Source organism: Flavobacterium aquicola (assembly GCF_003385115.1).
Classification (GTDB): Bacteria; Bacteroidota; Bacteroidia; order Flavobacteriales; family Flavobacteriaceae; genus Flavobacterium; species Flavobacterium aquicola.
In genome coordinates, this window is record NZ_QUNI01000015.1 from 82978 (window position 1) to 104916 (window position 21939).

A 21939-nucleotide genomic window follows, 5' to 3' on the forward strand; every position below is an offset into this window, starting at 1 on the left:
GATTATATGTTTTTTTTCTTGAATCGTTTTCTTATAAAATAAAATAGTGCAACTGCTAAAATAATAAAAGGCCAAATTTCCAGTAACCACAAAAAGAAGCTTGAAATGCCATAAAAACCAGATTTAATTGCGTTCCAAATTTTAGCTCCATAAGAAATGGTAACACCGCTTTCTTCGGCAATTGTTTTATAGAATTCTATTGTGACAGTGCTCAGGGAAACTTGGCTTTGCATGTATCTCAATTGCCCTTCTTTTGCCTCTATTTCTTCTCTGATAGCCGAAAGCTGGGCTTCAATCGCCAGCATTTCGGACATTTTGTTTGCTTTTGCTAAAAGTTCAAGATACCTGTTTTCAAGTTTCTTTTTGGCTTTCAATCGGGCATCAATATCAATATATTCTTCCGTTACATCTTGTGAATTAATTTCTTTATTGTCAAAATAGTCCACTCCATTGGAAATGTCTTTTATAAAAGAATCAAAATTCTCGCTCGGAATGCGAACCGTTATTCGTCTGTAAACGGAAGCATATTCTTTTCCCTGACTATCGTTCTGTATAAAGGCTTTTCCTTTTTTTACAGCACTTTTTATCTGCTCATAGGTAGTTTCTAAATTATCTGTTTCAAATCTAAGATTACCAGTTCTGATTATCTTTTTCTCAATGACTTTATCATTTTCATTTGATGATTCAGAATAAGCTTCTGAATTGACAGACTTTGCTTTTGCTGGCAAATTTACAGCCATTACTTTTAAATCTTCAGAAACTTCCGCATCAGCTTTTTTACAGCTTAATGCAACAAAAAGTAAAAGAGCAATTATTAATTTTGATTTCATAGGAGCATAATTTATTTTAAAAATACAAAATTAATTTAGATTACAACTAAGCGGTAGAATTGCTCTATGAAATGGATATTTATTTGGATTGTTCTTCTTCTTTTTTTATCTGCAATGCAAATTTCTCAAACAACTGTACCGTTTTGATATTAATTTCTTCAAAAGTCAAACGGTCTTTGCATTGGTAAAAAAGCATAAAAGAATAAGGCTGATCCAAATTATCAAGAAGTAGATGTTTGTTAAGTCGGTAAGTTTCGCGAAGTACTCTTTTGAAATAATTACGGTCGACGGCCTTTTTGAAATATTTTTTAGAAACCGAAACGCCTATTTTTATTTTTTCGCCTTCGCCAAAAGTTCCCGTATTATAAACCAACCGCAATGGATATTTAGCTACCGATTTTCCTTCGGTAAACAATAAACCGATGGTAATTTTGCTTTTGAGTTTTTCGTTTTTAGGATAAGTGAAGTTCATTTTATAAAAAAGACGCTGTAATATTTGGACAAAGGTACAATTAAACGCTAGATGACATAATTGTTCCAGTTTAAAATTGAGTAATAGAAAGAGATTTATTATTTTTGAGTATAACTTTTTAGCAATGAAAAAGATTTTATTATACCTCATAACCTCAATATACTATTTGGTTTATTTTGTAGTGATGTGTGTGATGCAGCCCGTAGAATGGTTTGCTTTCAAGGTTTTTGGAAATGCTGGACTACAGACAGTCTTTAATTTTATAGCATTTATTAGTTTAAAATTTAATCATATTTTAGGAACACGATTTTCTTTTGAAAATATAGATTTTATTCCAAAAAATGTTCCAGTTATATTTGTCGCCAATCATCAAAGTTTATTAGACACCGCTGGAATTATTTGGTATCTGCGAAAGTTTAATTGTCTTTTTGTCACCAAAAAAGAACTGGCAAAAGGAATTCCGAGTGTTTCTTATTTTCTGCGCAATGCTAAATATGTACTTATTGACAGAAGCAATCCAAAGCAGGCTATTCCGCAGATAAAATCGCTGGCAGAATATATTGAAAAAGAAAACTATTCAGCTGTTATTTTCCCCGAAGGAACCCGAAGCAAAGATGGAGTTCCAAAAGAATTTGCCGAGAGCGGTCTTAAAATTTTATGCAAATATGCTCCATCAGCTTACGTCGTTCCCATAAGTATTAATGATTCATGGAAAGTATATCGATACGGTTATTTTCCGTTAAGTTTTGGAAACCATATTAGATTTACCGTTCACAAATCATTCAAAGTAAGTGATTTTTCATTTGAAGAAATTATGAAAAAAACACAAAATGAGATTGTCCAAGGCATAAAACTTTAATAGAAACCGCACTAATATCTTCAGCTTTACAACACTGGAGAATGAAAATCCCGCAGTTTTGGGAAATGGCTGTAAATAAAGTATAATTTATTACTTTTGCACTAAATTTAATAGTATGCAGAAGTTAATTTCGTATCCCTTATCTTTTATTGTTTTAATATTGGTATTGTTGACTTTATCAGTGTTTCACCCAATTCAATGGATCTGTTTGAACGTTTTTGGATATCAGGCACATAAAAAAAGCGTTGATTATCTCAATTTTGTGCTGCTAAAAATCGTTATATTATTAGGAACGACTTTTAAATTTGAAAATCGTGAAAGCATTCCAAAAGGCGTGCCTATTATTTTTGTAGCAAATCATCAGAGTTTATATGATATAATTATGTCAATTTGGTATTTGAGAAGATTTCATCCCAAATTTGTCAGCAAAAAAGAATTAGCAAAAGGAATTCCAAGTGTTTCCTATAATCTGAGACATGGCGGATCAGTAGTTATAGACAGGAAAAACCCAAAACAAGCAATACCAGAGATCAAAAAGATTTCTGAATATATAGAAAAACATACCCGCTCAGCAGTCATTTTTCCAGAAGGAACCCGCAGTAAAGACGGTAAGCCAAAGGAGTTTGCAGAAACAGGTTTGAAAATATTATGCAAAAATGCGCCATCGGCATATATAGTTCCCATAAGCATCAATAATTCATGGAAACTCGTAAAATATGGAACTTTTCCCTATGGTTTAGGAAATCGTATTACCTTTGTAGTCCACGAAGCATTTGCAGTAAAAGATTTTGAATTTAAAGAAATTATGCAAAAAACCGAGTCGGCTATTGTAAACGGAATAAAAATTTAATAATTAATATATAATGTCTATAAAAAACATTCGTCTGGAAGTAATGCAGTTTCTAGAAAACAAGGTTGATAGTTTTGTGGATCAATACTTGATACCTGTAGAGAAAATTTGGCAGCCTTCTGACTTTTTGCCTAATTCTGAAGGTGATAATTTCCTCGAAGAAGTAAAAGAACTTAGAGAAATTTCCAAAGATCTTCCTTATGATTTTTGGGTTGCCATGGTTGGGGATATGATCACCGAAGAAGCTCTGCCAACCTACGAAAACTGGCTGATGGAAGTAGAAGGTGTCGATAATGAAGGAAGAAACGGCTGGTCAAAATGGGTTCGTGAATGGACTGGTGAAGAGAACCGCCACGGAGACTTATTGAATAAATACTTGTACTTGTCAGGCCGTGTGAACATGCGCGAAGTCGAAATGACTACTCAGCACTTAATCAACGATGGTTTTGATATTGGAACCGGAAGAGACCCTTACAAAAACTTCGTTTATACGAGTTTTCAAGAGTTAGCAACCTATATTTCTCATAACCGTGTGTCGCAATTGGCCAAAAGTTACGGAGACAAGAAATTATCCAAAATGTGCAAAATGATTGCTGGAGACGAAATGCGTCACCACCATGCGTATAGCCATTTTGTTACCGAAATTTTCAATGTTGATCCAAGCGAAATGATGCTGGCTTTTCAATACATGATGAAGCAAAAAATCGTGATGCCTGCTCATTTCCTGAGAGAATCCGGAGAAAAAATCAGTTCTGCCTTTGTACATTTTTCTGATTCGGCACAACGAATTGGAGTTTATACTGCAAATGATTATGTTGACATCATGCAGAAATTAATTGAAAAGTGGGAAATTGACAAAATTGGCAGTTTAACAGATGAAGCTGAAAAAGCCCGTGATTACTTAATGAAATTACCTGCAAGAATGGCCAAAGTTTCTGAAAGACTGACAATTCCAACAGAATCATTTCAATTTAAATGGGTAGAACCGGCAAGATTGTAGATTTAAGATTGCAGAACTGAGATTTTAGATTTAAAATTGAGATTGCAATTGATTTTTGATATTAAAACTAACATTGCTGATTTTTGAGGTTCATACTTTAAAAATCAGCTTTTTTTTATAAATGCAGATAGCGATGAGTAATCAGGATTTAATAAATAAAACGATTCTTTTTGTAAAAGAAAAATTAGAAAATGCCGAAGGAGGACACGATTGGTTTCACATTCAGAGAGTGTACAAAAATGCACTGTTAATTGCCAGCGGAGAGACCTGCAATGAAACCATAGTCAAACTTGGTGCCTTGCTTCACGATATAGCCGACAGTAAATTTCATGACGGTGATGAAACTGTTGGTCCAAAAATTGCAAGAAAGTTTTTGGAAAGTGAAAATGTTTCAGAAGATATCATCACTCATGTTATCCAAATCATCGATAACATCTCTTTTAAGGGCGGAAATAACAAAAAGACCTTCTCGTCTATTGAATTGGATATCGTTCAGGATGCGGATCGTTTGGACGCTATAGGTGCCATTGGAATTGCCAGAGCTTTCAACTACGGCGGATTTAAGAACAGAGCTATGCATAATCCTCAAATTTCCCCTAATTTGAGCATGACCAAAGAAGAATACAAAAACAGTCAGGCACCAACAATTAATCATTTTTATGAAAAGTTATTATTGCTAAAAGACAAAATGAATACCCAAACGGGTAAAGAAATTGCCCAAAAAAGGCACGAGTACATGCAGGGATTTTTGTCGCAATTTTACGCAGAATGGGACGGGGAGCTGTAGATTTTAGAATGCAGATTTCAGATGTTAGATTTCAGAATTTTAAAACCAAATAATTATGTCAGATAACAATTTAAAATGTTCCGAAGCCCAAATGCGGATTCGGAAACCGGCTTCCGAAGTTTTTCAAGCATTTATTGATCCCGAAGTGACTAAATATTTTTGGTTTACCAAAGGAAGCGACAAACTGGAAGTGGGCAAAACTGTAACTTGGGAATGGGAAATGTATAATTTTTCGACTCAGGTAGTAGCCAAAGAAATTGTAGAAAATCAAAAAATTACCGTTGACTGGTTTACCTCTGAAATGCCTACAACTATTGAATTTTCCTTTCAGTCATTAAGCGATGATACCACGTATGTATCAATCAAGCATTACGGATTTGAAGAAACAGGAGAACAGCTTCTACTGGCTATAAAAAATTCAACCGAAGGTTTTGCCTTTGTTCTCTCAGGATTGAAAGCATATTTGGAACACAACATCAACCTTAATCTTATCATAGACAAATTCCCGAAAGAACTTATGTGAAAGAATTCAGTCAGCAGTAATCAGTGTTCAGTTTGCCAATTTTACTGAAGACTGGAATCTAAATTCTGCCGTCTGCCAACTGAACACTGAATATTATTAAAGTCCTTTCTCTTTCATTTCTAAAATCACATCCGAAGCGTTCTTAAAAGTAGGCGCTTGTTCTGTAATAGTTCCGGCACGTTTTTTATTCAGTTTGAAGGTGATGTCATTCTCTGTGGTGAATAGTAATGCCGTTAAAAAGGGATTATTCATATACGGAGCCAATATAAAAAAAGCTTCTTCAAGTGAATGAAAACTTTCAATTTCTTCGGTTTTGTAGCGCGCAATAATTGAAAGTTTAAACTCGTCATTTTCCAATAAAACGGGACGTACATAGATATTCTTCAAATCGGTATCACCAATGGTTTTGGCCAAGGTTAATTTTGCGTAGGTTTTATCAGCAATACTTTCTTTTACTTTTTCCCAAAATTCGGCAAATACAGGCTGGAAGGACATAATTTTTTATTTTTTAATATTTAATTTGATGTATTTCGATTAAACCTAACAGGTTTTTAAAAACACAAGTATTCGGAGAATCGTAAAACTTGTTGAACAACATATTATCCTCAAAGTATGTCATTCCGACGAAGGAGGAATCTCCGTAAGTAATCCGCAATCAAAATCTCAATCTTTGTCGAGCTTCTGACGAAGATTCCTCCTTCGTCGGAATGACAATATTACGCAAAAAAATGTTTATTGACTGATTCACCTTTTCTGAATACTGCCAAATTTTTAATTATTTTCCTTTAAAAACCGGCTTTCTTTTCTCCAAAAACGCTTTTGTTCCTTCATTGAAATCCTCAGTTCCAAAACAGCGCCCGAAGTTTTTAATCTCTGTTTCATAACCATTTTTGCCTTCAGCAAAATTAGCATTGACAGCTTTTATCGCTCTGCCGATAGCAAAAGGAGAATTATTCATGATTTTTTTCGCAATAGAAGTGGCAAAATCAATCAATTCAGCTTGAGGAACTACGTGATTTACTAATCCGTATTGTTTGGCTTCATCGGCAGTAATCATTCCGGCAGTCATTATCATTTCCAGAGCACGTCCTTTGCCAACTAACTGCGGTAAACGCTGTGTTCCGCCATAACCTGGAATAACGCCCAGAGAAACTTCTGGAAGCCCCATTTTAGCATTGTCCGAAGCTACTCTGATATGACAGGCCATTGCTAATTCTAATCCGCCTCCCAATGCAAATCCATTGACAGCAGCAATGACAGGAGTTTTTAAATTTTCTATATAATTAAAAAGCAGTTCTTGCCCCTGAAAAGCCAGCTGTGCTCCTTCTTCGATAGTGAAATGCGCAAATTCCGAAATATCGGCGCCGGCAACAAATGCTTTATCACCACTTCCGGTGAGTATAATAACTTGAATTTCCTTGTTTTTCCCCAATACTTTGATGGCTTTATGCAAGTCATTTATAGTTGCTATATTGAGCGCATTTAATTTGGCAGGCCTATTGATTACAACAGTTGCAATACCGTTTTCGATTGTGATTGAAAGATTTTCGTAGTTCATTTTTTTGTAGTTAAGAGTTTATGATGGGCAGGGTTACCGTAAAAATGGTACCTCTTCCGTATTTAGTTTCAAATGTTATTGTTCCGCTGTAGTTTTCGATGATGTTTTTTATAATTCCGAGACCAAGACCCATTCCGCTGTTTTTGGTAGTGAATTTGGGTTCAAAAATATTGTCGATATGTTCTGGATTTATGCCTGTTCCGTTATCTTTTATAACAATCACAACCTGATTGTTTTCTTTTTTAATGGTGACCAATATCATTTTGGTTTCCTGATCACAAGGAATGGCCTGAATAGCATTTTTAACCAAATTTGTAATGATTCGGATGAGTTGTGTCCGGTCAATTTTTGAAATAATCTCTTTTTCAGAACATTCAAAAACAATGTAGTCTTCATGGAAAATATCCAAGGTCAGCTCTACCACTTCGACCACATTCAGCAGTTCGTTTTGCTGTGCAGGCATAGACGCAAAATCCGAAAAGGCAGATGCTACGGAGCTCATCGTGTCAATCTGCTGGATTAACGATTCGGAAAAATCATTAAGTTTCTGTCTGATGTTTGGTTCTTCCGGATTGAATTTTCGCTGAAAGCTTTGAATTGTAAGGCGCATTGGCGTAAGCGGATTCTTGATTTCATGAGCCACTTGCTTTGCCATTTCTCTCCAAGCCAAATCCCGTTCATTTTGAGCGAGTACAATAGCGTTTCTTTCAAGTTCTTCGGTCATTCTATTGTAGGCAATCAACAGCATATTGATTTCTTTAATCTTTGCCGAAAACGGAATCTTTTCATTCTTCTGATTCAAGCTTGTTTCTCTTAATTTTTCGGCAAAATCATAAATCGGTTTGGTGATAAATGAAGACAGTATGTAGGCCAATCCAAATGCGATTGCAATCATGAGTGAATAAACCTGTACCAGACGGATCAAAAAGCTGTTTAATTCTTTTTCATAATAACCATCATCTGGAATATTTGGTAATTTTAAAATCGCAATAGGCTTGAACTTCTTGTTTTTTATCAAACTATAGGACGATCTGTACTTGATCCCGTTAATGGTTTTGACTTCAAGAAATCTTTTGTCAATTGAGGAATTAACCAAGCGAAGAATAAATTTAGAGACAGTCGGCGTATATTTTTCTACCGAAAATGATTCTTTGGATGATTTAATCAGGTTTCCGTTTAGGGAATAAATCTGTATTTCGGCATTTTGAATATCTGATATTTCGTGGATTTTGTCCTTGAAAATTATCTTGATATTGTCATCAGTCAGCGGGTAGTCTGTTGTAGAAAGCATGTAGTCAATATGCTTTTTTACATACATTTCCATGCCTTCAATTCGCCTTTGATTGTACTTTTTGGCGACATTTTTATACTGAATAATCGAAATGGATATGAGTAAAAGAGAGGTAGCAATGATTAGTATAACCATTGAAATGAAGATTCTAAAACGTAATGAAATTAACGGAATCTTATATGCTTTAGACATGACTACGATTTGTTTTTCTCTCTAATTTTTTTGTAAAATTTAAAACCAAGCATTATTGTAATCGAGAATATAAAAATTCCAATTACACCGTAAATCCAGTTTACCGCATTTTTTAAAATGACCAAAAACACTACTGCAAATAATATGATAGTGGCTATTTCATTCCATAAACGCATAAAATTTGTCGTGTATTTGACTTCATCCCTTTGTAATTGACTGAAAATCTGCTGGCATTTTAAATGATATAAATATAGCACAAAAACAAAGCCAAGTTTTACATGCATCCAAGGCATCTGCAACCAAGCATTTCCCATTGGGGTAAAAAACAGCATCCAAAAAGCAAAAATACTAGCCAAAACAGCACTTGGCCAAGTAATAATGTACCATAATCGGTAGCTCATTATTTTATACTGTTTCTGCAGAATTTCTTTTTCTGGCGAAGGTTTATCGGCAGCTTCTATTTGGTACACAAACAATCGGACGATATAAAATAAACCTGCAAACCAAGTAATTACAAAGATGAGGTGCAGGGATTTTAGGTAGTTATATATTTCCATTAGATTTATGATTTTAGATTAACGAATTTTTGATTTCAAATTTTGATAACTCGTATATTAGATTAACTATTTAGCTTTATTATAAATGCTTCGCCTGTTCGCTATCGCTCGGGTCAAAAATCGTTAATCCGCATTCTTCATTCTTAAATCTTTGCACTCCACTCATTAATCCAATTCCCAACGGTTTCACACCATTCGTCATCATCGTTCAAGCAAGGAATCGCCAAGAAATTTTCACCGCCTTTTGCTTCAAAATCTTCTTTGGCACGCATTGCGATTTCTTCAAGAGTTTCAAGACAATCTGAAACAAAAGCTGGAGTTACAACAGCAAGGTTTTTAATCCCTTTTTCGGGCATTTTGTCAATTTCGATATCGGTATAAGGCTCTAACCATTTGTCTCCCGCCAATCTTGACTGAAAAGTCAGACTGTATTTGTCTTCGGGAAGGTTTAGCAATTTAACTACTTGTCTAGTAGTTTCGTAACATTGATGGCGGTAGCAAAAATCATGAGCTGGCGATGGCGTGCTACAGCATGAACCGTCAATCTTACAATGGGATTTGGTCACGTCAGTTTTGCGGATATGACGTTCTGGAATTCCATGATACGAAAACAATAAATGATCGTATTCAAAACCGGATAAATGCTTCTGAATTGAATCGGCTAAGTTTTTAATGTAATCAGGTTTGTTGTAAAAAGCAGGAACATCCGTGAATTTCATGTTTGGAAATTTCTTCTTGCGGATTTCTTCGGCTTTAACCAAAATAGTTAACGTCGAAGCCATCGCATATTGCGGATACAATGGAAAAAGCAAAACCTCATCCACTCCTTTGTTGTGTAACTCCTGTAGTCCTTTTTCAATATTCATCGAGCCGTAACGCATTGCCAAAGCAACAGGAACATCCACTAAAGGCTGTACTTTTTTATGCATTCTTTCAGAAAGTACCACTAACGGAGAACCTTCGTCCCACCAAATTTTTTGATAAGCATGAGCCGATTCTTCCGGACGTTTTCTTAAAATGATTCCGCGAACCAGCAGGGCACGCAGTAAATACGGAACGTCAATCACGTATTTATCCATTAAAAATTCGTCTAAATAAGGTTTTACATCTTTTGTCTGCGGACTTTCTGGAGAACCTAAATTTACTAATAATACGCCTTTCATGTGTGAGTTAGATTTTTGCCAAAAATATAGAAAGCTACTTCTTGGAAATATGATAAATGTTATTTTTTTGTTATGATTTGATGCTTAAAATCGATTGTTTTACACATTCGAATTAATCGACATCAGATATTTCTTTGGTGTGGTTGCAAATTTCTTCTTGAACGCGGCGATGAAATGACTTCCGGTGCTGTAACCAATTTTCAGTCCCACTTCGTTAACATTATAAGAACCGCTGTCGAGCAATTGACGTGCATAATCCATTTTGTAATCAAAAAGATAGCCATAAACGGTGTCGCCATAAATTTGCTTGAAACCCATTTTGAGTTTCTTTAACGTAAGACCTATTTCGTCTGCCAATTCCTGTAAACTTGGTGGTTCGGCCATATTTCCGATGATGATTTCTTTTGCCTTTTTGATTTTATAGACATTTTCTTCGTCAATCAAAAACGGACATTGTTCTGCATTCGGGTCTTCAGAACGGTTAAAATACAAACTCAATAGTTCGTATCCTTTGCCTTTGTAATATAAATTTTTGATCGAAGGATTCAGATTATAATGAAACAACTGACTCAAAACAATTGCCATCGAAGGACTGATATCTCCCTCTTTATAATATTTTTTGTCTTTGTTTTCTTCGCTCAAAAAAGGAATATGACCAGCATCATTCGAAAATAAGCGATGAAATTTTTGAATCGAAATTAAAATGGAGATTACCCAAGTATTAGGCGCCAATTCCAGATTAAGCGGTAATTCCTTTTGCGGATTGTAGAACAGGTACGACTTCTCTTCATTCAAATCCAACACATAACTCCCTTGATTGAAGTTAAATTTGGTTTTTCCCTTTAATCCAAAATGAAACTGAATCAACCCACTACTAACTTCATGCTGTGCATGAAAAGAAACATCAGAATCATTTTGAAAACGAAGTAGGGTAAAATCCTCTTCAATTGTTATAATATCTTGTGAACTCATAACGATATTTTTTATGTAAAAAAATGACTTTTTCCGAAAACTTTTATTTAGAATCACTCTAAATAAAATTCAAGATAACCCTTGATAACACTGCAAAAATAGCAGTTTTTCTTAAAAAACAACGGATTAAATTCAAAAAAGCATACAGCGACACAAAAAGAACTTTTAGCGTTATTTTTATAGAAACGATAGTAATAGTTTTGTAATACTTTATATGAAAGTGAATATATGGAAAATCATAACGTTTCGAAGCATCAGTTTTTTTACTCCATTGGATTGAGCTACAAAAAAGCCGATGCAGAAACAAGAGGTAAATTTAGCCTTGATACTTTAGCAAAAACACGTTTGTTGGAACAGGCAAAAAACGAAGGAATCCAGAGTTTGTTCGTGACTTCAACCTGTAATAGAACCGAAATTTACGGTCACGCCGAACACCCTTATCAGTTAATCAAATTACTTTGTGAGAACAGCAACGGAACCGTTGAGGATTTTCAAAAAGTGGCTTATGTCTATAAAAGTCAGGAAGCTATTCAGCATTTATTTCGCGTAGGAACTGGTTTGGATAGTCAGATTTTGGGTGATTTTGAAATCATCAGCCAGATTCGAAATGGTTTTGCCGAAGCCAGAGCAATGGGTTTAGCCAACGCTTTTTTGGAAAGATTGGTAAATGCCGTGATTCAGTCCAGTAAAAAGATTAAAAATGAAACCGAAATCAGTTCAGGTGCTACTTCAGTGTCATTTGCTTCGGTTCAATATATTATCAAGAACGTTCCAGACATTGGAAACAAGAATATTTTACTTTTCGGAACAGGGAAAATCGGAAGAAATACCTGCGAGAATTTAGTAAAACATACCAAAAACGAGCACATCACTTTAATCAACAGAACCAAAGACAAAGCCGAAAAATTGGCTGGAAAACTGAATCTGATTGTTAAGGATTACTCCGAATTACATATCGAACTGCAGAAAGCCGATGTTGTAGTTGTTGCAACAGGCGCTCAAAATCCTACGATTGACAAAGCGATTCTGAACTTGAAAAAACCGTTACTGATTCTGGATTTATCTATTCCGAAAAACGTAAACGAAAACGTCAAAGACCTTGAAGGAGTGACTTTAATTCATATGGATCATTTGTCACAGATGACTGACGAAACTCTTGAAAACAGAAAAGCCCATATCCCCGCAGCTGAGGCTATTATTGAAGAAATAAAGGAGGAATTTGTCGCTTGGACAAAGATTAGAAAGTTTGCGCCAACCATTAACGCCTTGAAAGAGAAGCTGAACACAATTAAAAATTCGGAATTGGACTTTCAAAGTAAAAAAATCTCCAACTTCAACGAAGAGCAAGCCGAAATCATCAGCTCTAGAATCATCCAAAAAATCACAACCCATTTTGCAAATCATCTTAAAAATGAAGACACTATGGTAGACGAGAGCATCGATTGGATCGAAAAAGTTTTTCAATTAGAAACTGTTACAAAATAGTTTAACCATTTAATTAAAAATATTGAACCATTAAGATATTAAGAAAATTAAGTTTTGTATTTATAAAAGCAGGCTTAATAACCTTAAATATCTTAATGGTAAAAAATAAAAAATTGAACCATTAAGATATTAAGAAAAATTAAGTTTGATGGTTAAAAAATAGAATCATTAAAGTTATAACGAAATTAAAGGTTTGTATGTAAACAGTGCCTTAATTAACTTAATATCTTAATGGTAAAAAAATAAAAAAAAGTTCTATGACAAAAAAAGAGGTTACGCAATTAGCTTATGAAATTACAGGTTTTGCTATAAAAGTGCATAAAGCTTTAGGACCTGGACTTTTGGAAAGCATTTATGAGCAATGCCTTAAATATGAATTAGAACAAAACGGATACGATGTAAAACAGCAATTAGTTGTTAAAATAGATTATTATGACCTTGAATTAGAATCTGATTTAAGAATTGATTTACTTGTGAATGATTGCGTAGTTGTTGAATTAAAAGCGATAGAAAACCTTTTACCAATTCACGAAGCACAATTACTTACATATATGAAATTATTACAAAGACCTCAGGGATTATTAATTAATTTTAATACTTTAAACATAACAAAATCAATGAAACCGCTTGTAAATGATTATTTTGCAAGATTAATTGACTAAACGTTACTATAAAAGAAATTGAACCATTAAGATATTAAGGAAATTAAGTTAACGTTTTAAAACTTAATTGACTTACATTCATCACAAAGCTTAATGTCCCTTAATATCTTAATGGTAAAAAAAATAAAAATGGCAGAAAAAACAATACGTATTGGAACCCGTGACAGCGAACTAGCGTTATGGCAAGCCCACACGGTACAAAAAAAACTAAACGATTTAGGTTATAAAACCGAAATTATTGCCGTAAAATCGGAAGGAGATATTATTCTTGACAAGCCACTTTACGAGCTTGGAATCACCGGAATTTTTACCAAAACATTAGACATTGCGATGATCAACGGTCAAGTTGACATTGCGGTACATTCAATGAAAGATGTTCCAACGGCTCTGCCAATTGGAATTGTTCAATCAGCAGTTTTGGAAAGAGCCAATACTTTGGATATTCTGGTTCACAAAGGAAATCTTGATTTTCTGGAAACTAGCGGAACTATTGCTACAGGAAGTTTACGCCGTCAGGCAATGTGGCTCAACAAATATCCCAATCATACTGTAGTCGATTTACGCGGAAACGTGAATACCCGAATGCAGAAACTTAAAGATAACGACTGGAACGGAGCTGTTTTTGCAGCTGCTGGGTTGGAAAGAATCAACTTAAAACCAACAGATTTTATCGATTTGGATTGGATGATTCCCGCGCCTGCACAAGGTGCAATGGTTGTTGTGGCTATGGCAAATGACAGTTTTGTTCTAGATGCCGTTTCTCAATTAAATGATGTCGAAACAGAGGTTTGTACTCATATCGAAAGACAATTTCTAAAAATTCTCGAAGGAGGCTGTACGGCGCCTATTGGGGCTTTGGCAACTTACTCTGAAGTTGAAGATACTTTTACTTTCAAAGGAATTTTGCTGTCTATTGATGGAAAACAGAAGTTGGAAATCGAAAAAACAGTAGATGTCAGCGAATGGAAAAAATTAGGTTTCAATTGTGCTAAAGAAATATTAGATAATGGTGGCGCTGAATTGATGGCCACTATTAAAGCAACTTTGAAGAAATAATTCGGCTTCCAAATCATGAAAATACTCTCTACCAAAATACTTGCCGATTATCAAAAAAAGCCTCTGATTGACGCAGGTTTTGAGTTAATTGAAAATGATTTCATCAGTACTAAAACCAAATCATTTGATTTAAAAAACATAAACGAAAGCCTGATTTTTAGCAGTCAAAATGCCGTTGAAAGTATTTTACAGCATCCTGATTTAGAAAAATTAAAAACCAAAAAAGTGTATTGCGTTGGTTTGAAAACCAAAAACTTACTTGCTGATAATGGTTTTGAAGTTGTTGCTTATACTGGTTACGCTTCAGATTTAGCTGAAATCATTACTTTGATTTACAAATCAGAAAGCTTTACTTTTTTTAGCGGAAACCTTCGAAGAGACACTTTGCCAGAGGCATTAAAAGAAGCTGAAATCACTTTTAATGAAATTGAAGTTTATGAAACGACATTAACCCCTCATAAAATAAAAATTCCGGTTGATGCCATTCTGTTTTTCAGTCCTTCAGGAATTGAAAGTTATCTAAAAGAGAATAACATTAAAAAAGAAATGTGCTTTTGCATTGGGGAAACCACAGCATCAGCATTAGGAAATAAAACAAAAAACATCATCATCGCTGATCAACCTACAGTGGAAAATGTGATTGAAGATGTAATCGAAGAATACAAATAGCAATACGCTTTAGGCAATAAGCCATAAGTTAGAATTATAGACAAACAAAATGCTTAAAGCCTAATGCTTAAAGCCTAACGCAAGGAAACAATGATTAAGAACGACCTATTTTTAAAAGCACTAAAAGGAGAAACAGTACAACGCCCACCAGTTTGGATGATGCGTCAAGCGGGAAGATATTTACCGGAATTTAGAGCTTTGCGTGATAAATATGATTTTTTCACCCGTTGTGAAACTCCAGAATTAGCTGCCGAAATCACCGTTCAGCCGATTCGCCGTATTGCGCCGGATGCTGCTATTTTATTTTCGGATATTTTGGTTGTGCCAAGAGCAATGGGAATCCACGTAGAATTGAAAGACAATTTGGGACCGATTATTCCAAATCCAATCCGTACGATGGAACAGGTAAATCAGGTTTTTGTTCCAGATGTAAACGAAACTTTAGGCTATGTTTTTGATGCAGTTAAACTGACCAAAGAAATGCTGAATGATGAGGTGCCATTAATTGGTTTCGCAGGTTCACCTTGGACAATTTTCTGCTACGCTGTTGAAGGAAAAGGTTCTAAAAGTTTTGATACTGCCAAAGGATTATGTTTTTCAAACCCAGTAGCAGCGCATACTTTGTTACAAAAAATCACCGATACAACTATTTTATATTTAAAGGAAAAAGTAAAATCGGGTGTAAACGCCGTTCAGATTTTCGATTCTTGGGGAGGAATGCTTTCTCCTGTGGATTATCAGGAGTTCTCATGGAAATACATCAACCAAATCGTTGAAGCTTTAGAAGAGGTTACTCCAGTTATTGTTTTCGGAAAAGGATGTTGGTTTGCTTTGAATGATATGGGGAAAAGTAAAGCTTCTGCACTTGGAGTAGACTGGACTTGTTCGGCCAGAAATGCCCGTTATTTATCAGGTGGCAATATTACTTTACAAGGGAATTTTGATCCGTCAAGATTGCTTTCTCCAATTCCAACCATCAAGAAAATGGTTCATGAAATGATCGACGAATTCGGAAAAGACAAATACATCGTAAACCTTGGCCACGGAATTTTACCAAATATTCCTGTGGATCACGCCAAAGCGTTTATTGATGCGGTGAAGGAATACGGACAATAGTATATCGTTTTCATCTCAGTTTTTAGTTTTAGATACAAATGAAAACTGAGATGAAAACTCAATTATAGATGAAAGAAGAAAAAATCATTTTTGAAAATAAAGAGCAAATAAATCCTAATTTTATTGGGTTGAATGTTTTCTTATTACTTTTATTTATTTGTTGGTGGTACAATGTTATTGGTGGTTTAGTTTTTCATCAATATTTTTTATCAGGAGAAAAACAAATGGCTGAAATATCTTTATATACGGTAGGTTCATTCGTCATTCCGTTATTGTACACTTTTTATATTTTAGGTTATATTGATTTCTGTAAAATAAAAAAGCAAACTTTATATTTTAAATTAATAGGAATTGCATGGTTTCCAAGTTTGATTCTTTTTGCATGGATTGCATATAATTTATACGATATTTCAACACAAGACCACCGTATATATTTCGAATAAAACAGTTTTAATTAAGAATAGGAAATGCTAAACAAAGGCTTAAGAGACCAGGAAAGTATCCGCATTGACAACGTGCTCAAGAAGCTGATGTCATTGGTTTATGTGCCTAAGTTTTGGAATTTGGAAGATCTTCTTTATTTGGAAAACGAATTAAAAGACTTGGCGATGAATGTCGAAAGTCTCCAGCAATTCACAGAAGAGGAATTAATTTTCCACTTGCAAAGCCTCCATTTGGATTGGAGTCAGTTGGAATTATTTGGTGATTTTTTGGTGTCATTTTCGAAAGAAAGTCAGTTTGATTTTTCACAAAAAGCCATTGCTATTTATAATTATATCCAACAGGAAAGCAAGACTTTTTCGTTTGGGATTTTAAATAAAATAGCATCATTAAAATAAAATGAATCAATCAAATATTACAGTTTTCTATTCTTGGCAAAGTGATCTTTCAAAAGATACAAATCAACATGGAATAAAACTTTCTATAAAATCTGCTATTCCATTAATTGAAACAGATTTTGAAAATATTGATATAGTTATTGATGAAGCAACAAGAAACGTATCTGGAAGTCCAGATATTACTAAAGAAATATTTAGAAAAATTTCTAATTCAGATATATTTATTTGCGATTTAACGCCAATAGGTGAAAGCTTAGATAAAAAAAAGAAGCTTTCAAATCCAAATGTTTTAATCGAATTAGGTTATGCTATTGCTGAACTTGGTTGGGAAAGAATTATTCTTTTATTTAATACCAACTATGGAAAAATTCCTGACGATCTTCCATTCGATGTAGCAAAACATAGAACAACAACATTTAAAATTATTGACAAATCAGACAAAAGTGGGAAAAATGAACTTACAGGTGTTTTAACTAAAGCGATTAAATTAATTATCCGAAATTCTCCTTTAAAACCTCATCAAGAAAAAAATGTTACTCCTGATGAGAAAAAACGAAATTTAGATATTGATAATTTAAAGAAAATATTAAGTTCAATCCATATTCCAACTTTTGACAGCTTTTTAGAAGACGCTCCTGAGCTATTAATATATAATCAACTGCATTATTTCGAAGGATTTAAAGCTGTTTTGAACAGTAATCTTTTTTATTTGTATGATCAAATATTGTTGGAAAAAATAAAAACGGTTTTTACTCTGTTAAATAAATCATTGTCTTATGGACAGCATTATATTTTTTTAAACAATGCAAAAACATCGAAATTTGTATTGCCTGCTTTTGATCAAAATGATTATGATGAAGCTATGGAAGACTATAGAATGTTAATTGAAAATATTAATCAATTGAAAGTAAATTTTAAAGATTTGATATCTTATATAAGAGAAAATTACATAGAAATTGATTTGAAAGAGACTAGTAAAATTGCATTTGAAGACTATTTAAGTTACCAATCAGAATATGAAAAATAAATTCTATCAATATATACAAAACCTTCAAGACCAAATCGTAGCAGGTTTAGAAGCTGTAGACGGTCAAGCCAAATTTAAAGAAGATCTTTGGGATCGTCCAGAAGGCGGAGGAGGAAGAACACGAGTAATCGAAAACGGAAAAGTTTTTGAAAAAGGAGGTGTGAACATTTCTGCCGTTCATGGAAAATTGCCTGAAACCATGTGTCAACTATTCAATGTAGGGGAAGCTGACTTTTTTGCCTGTGGACTGAGTCTGGTTTTGCATCCAAAAAGCCCAATGGTACCAACGGTTCATGCGAACTGGCGCTATTTCGAAATGTATGATGACAATGGAAATGTGATTCAGCAGTGGTTTGGCGGTGGACAGGATTTAACACCGTATTATCTGTTTGAAGAAGATGCAACTCATTTTCATCAGACCTGTAAAACCGCTTGCGACAAACACAATCCAGAGTTTTACCCAAAATATAAAAAGCAATGTGATACTTATTTTTGGAATGCACACCGCAACGAAGCCCGCGGAATTGGCGGTTTGTTCTTCGATTATTGCAAAGCAACGGAGCAAATGTCAATGGAAAATTGGTTTAACTTTGTAAGTGAAGTTGGAAATAGTTTTCTTCAAGCTTATGTTCCAATAGTTGAAAAAAGAAAAAATTTACCGTACACAACAGAACAAAAAACTTGGCAGGAAATCCGTCGCGGTCGTTATGTCGAATTCAATTTGGTTCACGACAAAGGCACTTTATTCGGCTTAAAAACCAACGGAAGAATCGAAAGTATCCTGATGAGTTTACCGCCACACGTGCAGTGGGTGTACGACCATCATCCAGAAGCAGGAAGCGACGAAGAAAAGTTATTAAAAGTATTAGAAAAACCAGTTGATTGGGTTTAGATTTAAGAATGAAGATTGCTACGCCAGTTCGCCTTGCAGGCTCGGGTAACGTTTTTGATTTAAGATGTAAATCCAAAAGCACAAATAATTTTCTTCAATCTACGATAAATCTAAAATCAGAAATCAACAATCTAAAATCATAAATCATATGTTCCCATTACACAGAGGCAGAAGATTACGAGTAAACGAATCCATCCGCTCATTAGTCCGCGAAACCATATTAAGTCCATCCGATTTTATGTTTCCAATGTTCATCGCAGAAGGCGAAAACATAAAAGTTGCCATTCCATCAATGCCTGGAATCTTTCGTCGTTCGATCGATTTAACCGTTGAAGAAGTCAAAGAATTATTTGCTTTGGGCATTCGTGCGGTAAATATCTACGTGAAAGTAAGCGAAGATTTAAAAGACAATACAGGAAAAGAAGCCTGGAACAAGTACGGATTAATGCAACAGGCAATTCGTGCAATAAAAACGGCCTGTCCCGAGATGATTGTAATGCCCGATGTGGCGTTAGATCCCTATTCCATTTATGGTCATGACGGAATCATTGCTAATGGTGATGTAGAAAATGATTCAACCAATGATGCTTTAGTAAAAATGGCCGTTTCCCACGCTGAGGCAGGAGCCGATTTTGTCGCTCCATCCGATATGATGGACGGTCGTGTGTTACGCTTGCGCGAAGGATTAGACAAGTCAGGTTTCCACAACGTGGGAATCATGAGTTATTCTGCGAAGTACGCATCTGCGTTTTACGGACCTTTTCGCGATGCTTTGGACAGTGCGCCAAGAGAAGCGGATGTTGTTATTCCAAAAGATAAGAAAACCTACCAAATGGACTATGCCAACCGCATCGAAGCAGTCAAAGAAGCGCTTTGGGATGTTGAAGAAGGTGCCGATATGGTAATGGTTAAACCTGGAATTGCTTATTTGGATATCGTTCGCGAAGTAAAAAATGCAGTGAATGTTCCTGTAACGGTTTTTCACGTATCGGGTGAATACGCAATGATTAAAGCCGCTGCCGAAAGAGGCTGGCTGGATAACGACAAAATCATGATGGAGCAGTTAATGTGTATCAAAAGAGCAGGAGCCAGTTTGATTTCGACCTATTTTGCCAAAGAAGCTGCCGTAATCCTGAATCAAAAATAATAGTTATATGAAAAAACTAGCATTAATAGCCATAGTCCTTCTTGCGTTTTCCTGCAAAAAAGAAAGCGAAGAACCTTTTGGAAAACCTGCCGCAACTGCAACAGAAGTTCAAACTCCAGAAGCATTAGGAAAAGAAATTTTCGAAGGTAAAGGAAACTGTGTTGCTTGTCACCAAGTAGATCAAAAAGTGATTGGGCCAAGCATTAAGGAAATTGCCAAAATTTACAAAGACAAAAATGGCAATATGGTTAACTTTCTTAAAGGCGAAAGCGAAGCCATCGTTGATCCGGCACAATTTCCGGTGATGCAGGCGAATTTGGCAATTACAAAAACCTTTACAGAAGATGAATTAAAGGCGGTAGAAGCTTATATCAATTCGAATCTAAAATAATAATTTTCAGGAGCTGATCCAGCTGTCCACTATATCTCTAGTGGCGAACCCCGCCACCAGAGGATGCCGTTTCCATCTGGGCTAGTGAATACCAAAATAAACAAAAACCATCTTTGAAAATGAGATGGTTTTTGCTTTTTGACTATTTAGTCATTTAGTATTTAAAAACCTACTTAATCCCTCCAAAAGCCCCAAAACACGCATTTTTATGCAATATTTCAACACTCGAAAAGCCAACTTTCTTCATTAAATCCAATTGGTATGTCATTGATCTTGGAGTATCTTCTATCTCAATATAATCAAAGACTTTTTGCTGGTATTCCACACCTCCGTGCTGCCTCAAATAATTACCATACCTTTCCCAAACCATTTGGTTTACTCCTTCATGATCCTGAACAAGCAAATCCGAAATCATCAAACAGCCGCCAGCCGATAAACTGTCATACAATTTTTGAAAAACAAACTCCCAATCGGAGTCTTCTCTTAAATGATGCAAAACGGCTCCCGCCAATATAATATCAAAATGATTTTTTGGCAATTCTATATCACGGATATCACCCTGTATAGTTTCTACTTTGCCAGTTGTAGCGTCCGAAACACGTTCATGAGCCTTGTCTAACATATTTTGGCTTAAATCGATTAAAACAGCGTTCAAATTGGGTACTTTCGAAAGCATTTTCAAAGTATAATTCCCTGCTCCGCATCCGATGTCCAAAACATTTACTGCTTTTGGCTTTATCGCTTTTGCTGCAGAAGTTAAAAGTTCCAATGATATTTGAGCGTCCATTGTTGCCACTTGACCTGTTTCTAAATTTGCAAAACGTTCAACATCATTGTCAAAACGTTCCTTGATTTCTGTAACTGTTGATTTTTTCATAGCTGTAAATTTTATTTTTTGCGTCCCACAAATCGTATTACCGATCCTTTTCCATTGTGGAACAACCCTTCGTTAAGTTCAATTTCTATTTCTGTCAATTCTTCAAAATCATAATTTGGAAAATCAGATTGTATTTCGGCAATCGAAAAAAGCGATTCAATATCTTTTGGACCACCAACTTTCTGATCTTTTTGAACATACTCAAGATGTTTTTTGCTGAAAGCTTCAAAAATTACAACACCGCCTTTTCGCAGATATTTGTCTAAAAACCGGTGATATTGCGATTTAACATCCGCAGGGAAATGAGCATAAATAAGCGCGATGGCATCAAATTGATCTGTTTTGTAATTTATTGTTTCTAATTCACCGACTTCATAATCAATATTTACATTATTAAGATCTGCCAGCTGTAATGCTTTCCTTTTTCCCTCCGAACTTATATCAAATGCAAAAACGTTCCAGCCCATTTTGGCCGCATAAACGGCATTGCGCCCTTCTCCTTCTGCAGGAAAAAGAATAGTACCTGCTTTTAGTTTATTTAGTTCTCTTTTGAGGTACTTATTAGGCTCTTCTCCATAAGCAAATTGTTCGCTGCTATATCTTTCGTTCCATCGGTCTTTCCAAAAATCTTCCATGGCTCTTTTAATTTTGTTTTACAAACCTATAATTTTTATATATGACTTAAAAATACTTATTTTGTCAATAATCAATACTTAATAAGTAT

At 34.9% G+C, this 21939-nt stretch carries 26 protein-coding genes; 16 read left to right on the forward strand and 10 right to left on the reverse strand.

The features are described 5' to 3' along the window. Window positions 1–2: 2 nt before the first annotated feature. Both C8P67_RS19425 and C8P67_RS19430 read right to left on the reverse strand, forming a co-directional pair. Window positions 3–830: a DUF4349 domain-containing protein gene (locus tag C8P67_RS19425; RefSeq protein ID WP_115814847.1), complete on the reverse strand. Its 828-nt coding sequence runs from the start codon at window positions 828–830 to the stop codon at window positions 3–5. A gap of 79 nt (window positions 831–909) precedes the next feature. Further along, window positions 910–1302, reverse strand: coding sequence for a ribonuclease P protein component (locus C8P67_RS19430; RefSeq protein WP_115814848.1), 393 nt, complete (start codon window positions 1300–1302; stop codon window positions 910–912). Between the two features lie 124 nt (window positions 1303–1426). On the opposite strand from C8P67_RS19430, the gene C8P67_RS19435 reads away from it, so the two are divergent. From C8P67_RS19435 to C8P67_RS19455, 5 genes are all read left to right on the forward strand, one after another. Further along, window positions 1427–2161, forward strand: coding sequence for a lysophospholipid acyltransferase family protein (locus C8P67_RS19435; protein WP_115814849.1), 735 nt, complete (start codon window positions 1427–1429; stop codon window positions 2159–2161). Window positions 2162–2276: 115 nt separating this feature from the next. Continuing rightward, window positions 2277–3011: a lysophospholipid acyltransferase family protein gene (locus C8P67_RS19440; protein ID WP_115814850.1), complete on the forward strand. Its 735-nt coding sequence runs from the start codon at window positions 2277–2279 to the stop codon at window positions 3009–3011. 13 nt (window positions 3012–3024) lie between these two features. Next, entirely contained in the window at window positions 3025–4011 is a 987-nt protein-coding gene (locus C8P67_RS19445) for an acyl-ACP desaturase (RefSeq protein ID WP_115814851.1), read from the forward strand. A gap of 133 nt (window positions 4012–4144) precedes the next feature. Next, entirely contained in the window at window positions 4145–4798 is a 654-nt protein-coding gene (locus tag C8P67_RS19450; protein ID WP_115814898.1) for an HD domain-containing protein, read from the forward strand. A gap of 55 nt (window positions 4799–4853) precedes the next feature. Next, window positions 4854–5321 (forward strand): SRPBCC family protein, encoded by a 468-nt coding sequence (locus C8P67_RS19455; RefSeq protein WP_115814852.1) that lies wholly within the window; start codon window positions 4854–4856, stop codon window positions 5319–5321. 96 nt (window positions 5322–5417) lie between these two features. On the opposite strand, the gene C8P67_RS19460 is transcribed toward C8P67_RS19455, so the two are convergent. The 6 genes from C8P67_RS19460 to C8P67_RS19485 all read right to left on the reverse strand — a co-directional run bounded on the left by C8P67_RS19460 (window position 5418) and on the right by C8P67_RS19485 (window position 11054). Next, the gene (locus C8P67_RS19460) at window positions 5418–5816 is read right to left on the reverse strand and encodes a hypothetical protein (protein WP_115814853.1); all 399 of its coding nucleotides are present in this window, start codon (window positions 5814–5816) and stop codon (window positions 5418–5420) included. Window positions 5817–6096: 280 nt separating this feature from the next. After that, complete coding sequence (locus C8P67_RS19465; RefSeq protein ID WP_115814854.1) at window positions 6097–6879, reverse strand: enoyl-CoA hydratase/isomerase family protein; 783 nt, start codon at window positions 6877–6879, stop codon at window positions 6097–6099. Between the two features lie 10 nt (window positions 6880–6889). After that, window positions 6890–8362: a sensor histidine kinase gene (locus tag C8P67_RS19470; protein WP_449403987.1), complete on the reverse strand. Its 1473-nt coding sequence runs from the start codon at window positions 8360–8362 to the stop codon at window positions 6890–6892. A 2-nt stretch (window positions 8363–8364) separates the two neighbouring features. Further along, window positions 8365–8919 (reverse strand): CopD family protein, encoded by a 555-nt coding sequence (locus tag C8P67_RS19475; RefSeq protein ID WP_115814855.1) that lies wholly within the window; start codon window positions 8917–8919, stop codon window positions 8365–8367. A gap of 143 nt (window positions 8920–9062) precedes the next feature. Further along, a complete protein-coding gene (gene hemH, locus C8P67_RS19480; protein WP_115814856.1) occupies window positions 9063–10082 on the reverse strand; it encodes a ferrochelatase in 1020 nt (339 codons plus the stop codon). A 99-nt stretch (window positions 10083–10181) separates the two neighbouring features. Further along, the gene (locus tag C8P67_RS19485; protein WP_115814857.1) at window positions 10182–11054 is read right to left on the reverse strand and encodes an AraC family transcriptional regulator; all 873 of its coding nucleotides are present in this window, start codon (window positions 11052–11054) and stop codon (window positions 10182–10184) included. A gap of 228 nt (window positions 11055–11282) precedes the next feature. On the opposite strand from C8P67_RS19485, the gene hemA reads away from it, so the two are divergent. The 11 genes from hemA to C8P67_RS19540 all read left to right on the forward strand — a co-directional run bounded on the left by hemA (window position 11283) and on the right by C8P67_RS19540 (window position 20338). Then, a complete protein-coding gene (gene hemA / locus C8P67_RS19490; protein WP_115814858.1) occupies window positions 11283–12539 on the forward strand; it encodes a glutamyl-tRNA reductase in 1257 nt (418 codons plus the stop codon). Window positions 12540–12796: 257 nt separating this feature from the next. Continuing rightward, window positions 12797–13201 carry a GxxExxY protein gene (locus C8P67_RS19495; RefSeq protein WP_115814859.1) on the forward strand — a complete coding sequence of 135 codons (405 nt, stop codon included), beginning with the start codon at window positions 12797–12799 and terminating at the stop codon, window positions 13199–13201. 129 nt (window positions 13202–13330) lie between these two features. Next, the gene (gene hemC / locus C8P67_RS19500; RefSeq protein WP_115814900.1) at window positions 13331–14257 is read left to right on the forward strand and encodes a hydroxymethylbilane synthase; all 927 of its coding nucleotides are present in this window, start codon (window positions 13331–13333) and stop codon (window positions 14255–14257) included. Window positions 14258–14272: 15 nt separating this feature from the next. Next, window positions 14273–14926: a uroporphyrinogen-III synthase gene (locus C8P67_RS19505; protein ID WP_115814860.1), complete on the forward strand. Its 654-nt coding sequence runs from the start codon at window positions 14273–14275 to the stop codon at window positions 14924–14926. Between the two features lie 90 nt (window positions 14927–15016). Further along, the gene (gene hemE / locus C8P67_RS19510) at window positions 15017–16042 is read left to right on the forward strand and encodes a uroporphyrinogen decarboxylase (RefSeq protein ID WP_115814861.1); all 1026 of its coding nucleotides are present in this window, start codon (window positions 15017–15019) and stop codon (window positions 16040–16042) included. A gap of 68 nt (window positions 16043–16110) precedes the next feature. Then, complete coding sequence (locus C8P67_RS19515; RefSeq protein WP_115814862.1) at window positions 16111–16485, forward strand: hypothetical protein; 375 nt, start codon at window positions 16111–16113, stop codon at window positions 16483–16485. 24 nt (window positions 16486–16509) lie between these two features. Continuing rightward, window positions 16510–16881 carry a hypothetical protein gene (locus C8P67_RS19520; protein ID WP_115814863.1) on the forward strand — a complete coding sequence of 124 codons (372 nt, stop codon included), beginning with the start codon at window positions 16510–16512 and terminating at the stop codon, window positions 16879–16881. A 1-nt stretch (window position 16882) separates the two neighbouring features. Next, on the forward strand, window positions 16883–17908 hold the full coding sequence (locus C8P67_RS19525) for a TIR domain-containing protein (RefSeq protein WP_115814864.1): 1026 nt from the start codon (window positions 16883–16885) through the stop codon (window positions 17906–17908). Further along, on the forward strand, window positions 17898–18800 hold the full coding sequence (hemF, locus tag C8P67_RS19530; RefSeq protein ID WP_115814865.1) for an oxygen-dependent coproporphyrinogen oxidase: 903 nt from the start codon (window positions 17898–17900) through the stop codon (window positions 18798–18800). Before C8P67_RS19525 ends, hemF begins: the two co-directional genes overlap by 11 nt. Before the next feature lie 148 nt (window positions 18801–18948). Next, window positions 18949–19947, forward strand: a complete 999-nt coding sequence (gene hemB, locus C8P67_RS19535) for a porphobilinogen synthase (protein WP_115814866.1) — start codon at window positions 18949–18951, stop codon at window positions 19945–19947. Window positions 19948–19954: 7 nt separating this feature from the next. Beyond that, window positions 19955–20338: a c-type cytochrome gene (locus C8P67_RS19540; RefSeq protein ID WP_115814867.1), complete on the forward strand. Its 384-nt coding sequence runs from the start codon at window positions 19955–19957 to the stop codon at window positions 20336–20338. A gap of 169 nt (window positions 20339–20507) precedes the next feature. Here C8P67_RS19540 and C8P67_RS19545 read toward each other — a convergent pair whose 3' ends face one another. Both C8P67_RS19545 and C8P67_RS19550 read right to left on the reverse strand, forming a co-directional pair. Further along, window positions 20508–21215, reverse strand: coding sequence for a class I SAM-dependent methyltransferase (locus tag C8P67_RS19545; protein ID WP_115814868.1), 708 nt, complete (start codon window positions 21213–21215; stop codon window positions 20508–20510). An 11-nt stretch (window positions 21216–21226) separates the two neighbouring features. Next, window positions 21227–21850, reverse strand: coding sequence for a class I SAM-dependent methyltransferase (locus C8P67_RS19550; protein WP_115814869.1), 624 nt, complete (start codon window positions 21848–21850; stop codon window positions 21227–21229). Window positions 21851–21939: the final 89 nt, after the last annotated feature.

What these genes read in the sequence shown, in the direction of transcription:
- hemC (WP_115814900.1), top strand. Translation starts at nt 13,331, where the DNA reads ATGGCAGAAAAAACAATACGTATTGGAACCCGTGACAGCGAACTAGCG.
- hemB (WP_115814866.1), top strand. Translation starts at nt 18,949, where the DNA reads ATGTTCCCATTACACAGAGGCAGAAGATTACGAGTAAACGAATCCATC.
- C8P67_RS19545 (WP_115814868.1), bottom strand. Translation starts at nt 21,215, where the DNA reads ATGAAAAAATCAACAGTTACAGAAATCAAGGAACGTTTTGACAATGAT.
- C8P67_RS19540 (WP_115814867.1), top strand. Translation starts at nt 19,955, where the DNA reads ATGAAAAAACTAGCATTAATAGCCATAGTCCTTCTTGCGTTTTCCTGC.
- C8P67_RS19475 (WP_115814855.1), bottom strand. Translation starts at nt 8,919, where the DNA reads ATGGAAATATATAACTACCTAAAATCCCTGCACCTCATCTTTGTAATT.
- C8P67_RS19550 (WP_115814869.1), bottom strand. Translation starts at nt 21,850, where the DNA reads ATGGAAGATTTTTGGAAAGACCGATGGAACGAAAGATATAGCAGCGAA.
- C8P67_RS19525 (WP_115814864.1), top strand. Translation starts at nt 16,883, where the DNA reads ATGAATCAATCAAATATTACAGTTTTCTATTCTTGGCAAAGTGATCTT.
- C8P67_RS19485 (WP_115814857.1), bottom strand. Translation starts at nt 11,054, where the DNA reads ATGAGTTCACAAGATATTATAACAATTGAAGAGGATTTTACCCTACTT.
- C8P67_RS19460 (WP_115814853.1), bottom strand. Translation starts at nt 5,816, where the DNA reads ATGTCCTTCCAGCCTGTATTTGCCGAATTTTGGGAAAAAGTAAAAGAA.
- hemE (WP_115814861.1), top strand. Translation starts at nt 15,017, where the DNA reads ATGATTAAGAACGACCTATTTTTAAAAGCACTAAAAGGAGAAACAGTA.
- hemF (WP_115814865.1), top strand. Translation starts at nt 17,898, where the DNA reads ATGAAAAATAAATTCTATCAATATATACAAAACCTTCAAGACCAAATC.
- C8P67_RS19435 (WP_115814849.1), top strand. Translation starts at nt 1,427, where the DNA reads ATGAAAAAGATTTTATTATACCTCATAACCTCAATATACTATTTGGTT.
- C8P67_RS19515 (WP_115814862.1), top strand. Translation starts at nt 16,111, where the DNA reads ATGAAAGAAGAAAAAATCATTTTTGAAAATAAAGAGCAAATAAATCCT.
- C8P67_RS19430 (WP_115814848.1), bottom strand. Translation starts at nt 1,302, where the DNA reads ATGAACTTCACTTATCCTAAAAACGAAAAACTCAAAAGCAAAATTACC.
- C8P67_RS19520 (WP_115814863.1), top strand. Translation starts at nt 16,510, where the DNA reads ATGCTAAACAAAGGCTTAAGAGACCAGGAAAGTATCCGCATTGACAAC.
- C8P67_RS19450 (WP_115814898.1), top strand. Translation starts at nt 4,145, where the DNA reads ATGAGTAATCAGGATTTAATAAATAAAACGATTCTTTTTGTAAAAGAA.
- hemA (WP_115814858.1), top strand. Translation starts at nt 11,283, where the DNA reads ATGGAAAATCATAACGTTTCGAAGCATCAGTTTTTTTACTCCATTGGA.
- C8P67_RS19470 (WP_449403987.1), bottom strand. Translation starts at nt 8,362, where the DNA reads ATGTCTAAAGCATATAAGATTCCGTTAATTTCATTACGTTTTAGAATC.
- C8P67_RS19425 (WP_115814847.1), bottom strand. Translation starts at nt 830, where the DNA reads ATGAAATCAAAATTAATAATTGCTCTTTTACTTTTTGTTGCATTAAGC.
- C8P67_RS19445 (WP_115814851.1), top strand. Translation starts at nt 3,025, where the DNA reads ATGTCTATAAAAAACATTCGTCTGGAAGTAATGCAGTTTCTAGAAAAC.
- C8P67_RS19440 (WP_115814850.1), top strand. Translation starts at nt 2,277, where the DNA reads ATGCAGAAGTTAATTTCGTATCCCTTATCTTTTATTGTTTTAATATTG.
- hemH (WP_115814856.1), bottom strand. Translation starts at nt 10,082, where the DNA reads ATGAAAGGCGTATTATTAGTAAATTTAGGTTCTCCAGAAAGTCCGCAG.
- C8P67_RS19505 (WP_115814860.1), top strand. Translation starts at nt 14,273, where the DNA reads ATGAAAATACTCTCTACCAAAATACTTGCCGATTATCAAAAAAAGCCT.
- C8P67_RS19455 (WP_115814852.1), top strand. Translation starts at nt 4,854, where the DNA reads ATGTCAGATAACAATTTAAAATGTTCCGAAGCCCAAATGCGGATTCGG.
- C8P67_RS19465 (WP_115814854.1), bottom strand. Translation starts at nt 6,879, where the DNA reads ATGAACTACGAAAATCTTTCAATCACAATCGAAAACGGTATTGCAACT.
- C8P67_RS19495 (WP_115814859.1), top strand. Translation starts at nt 12,797, where the DNA reads ATGACAAAAAAAGAGGTTACGCAATTAGCTTATGAAATTACAGGTTTT.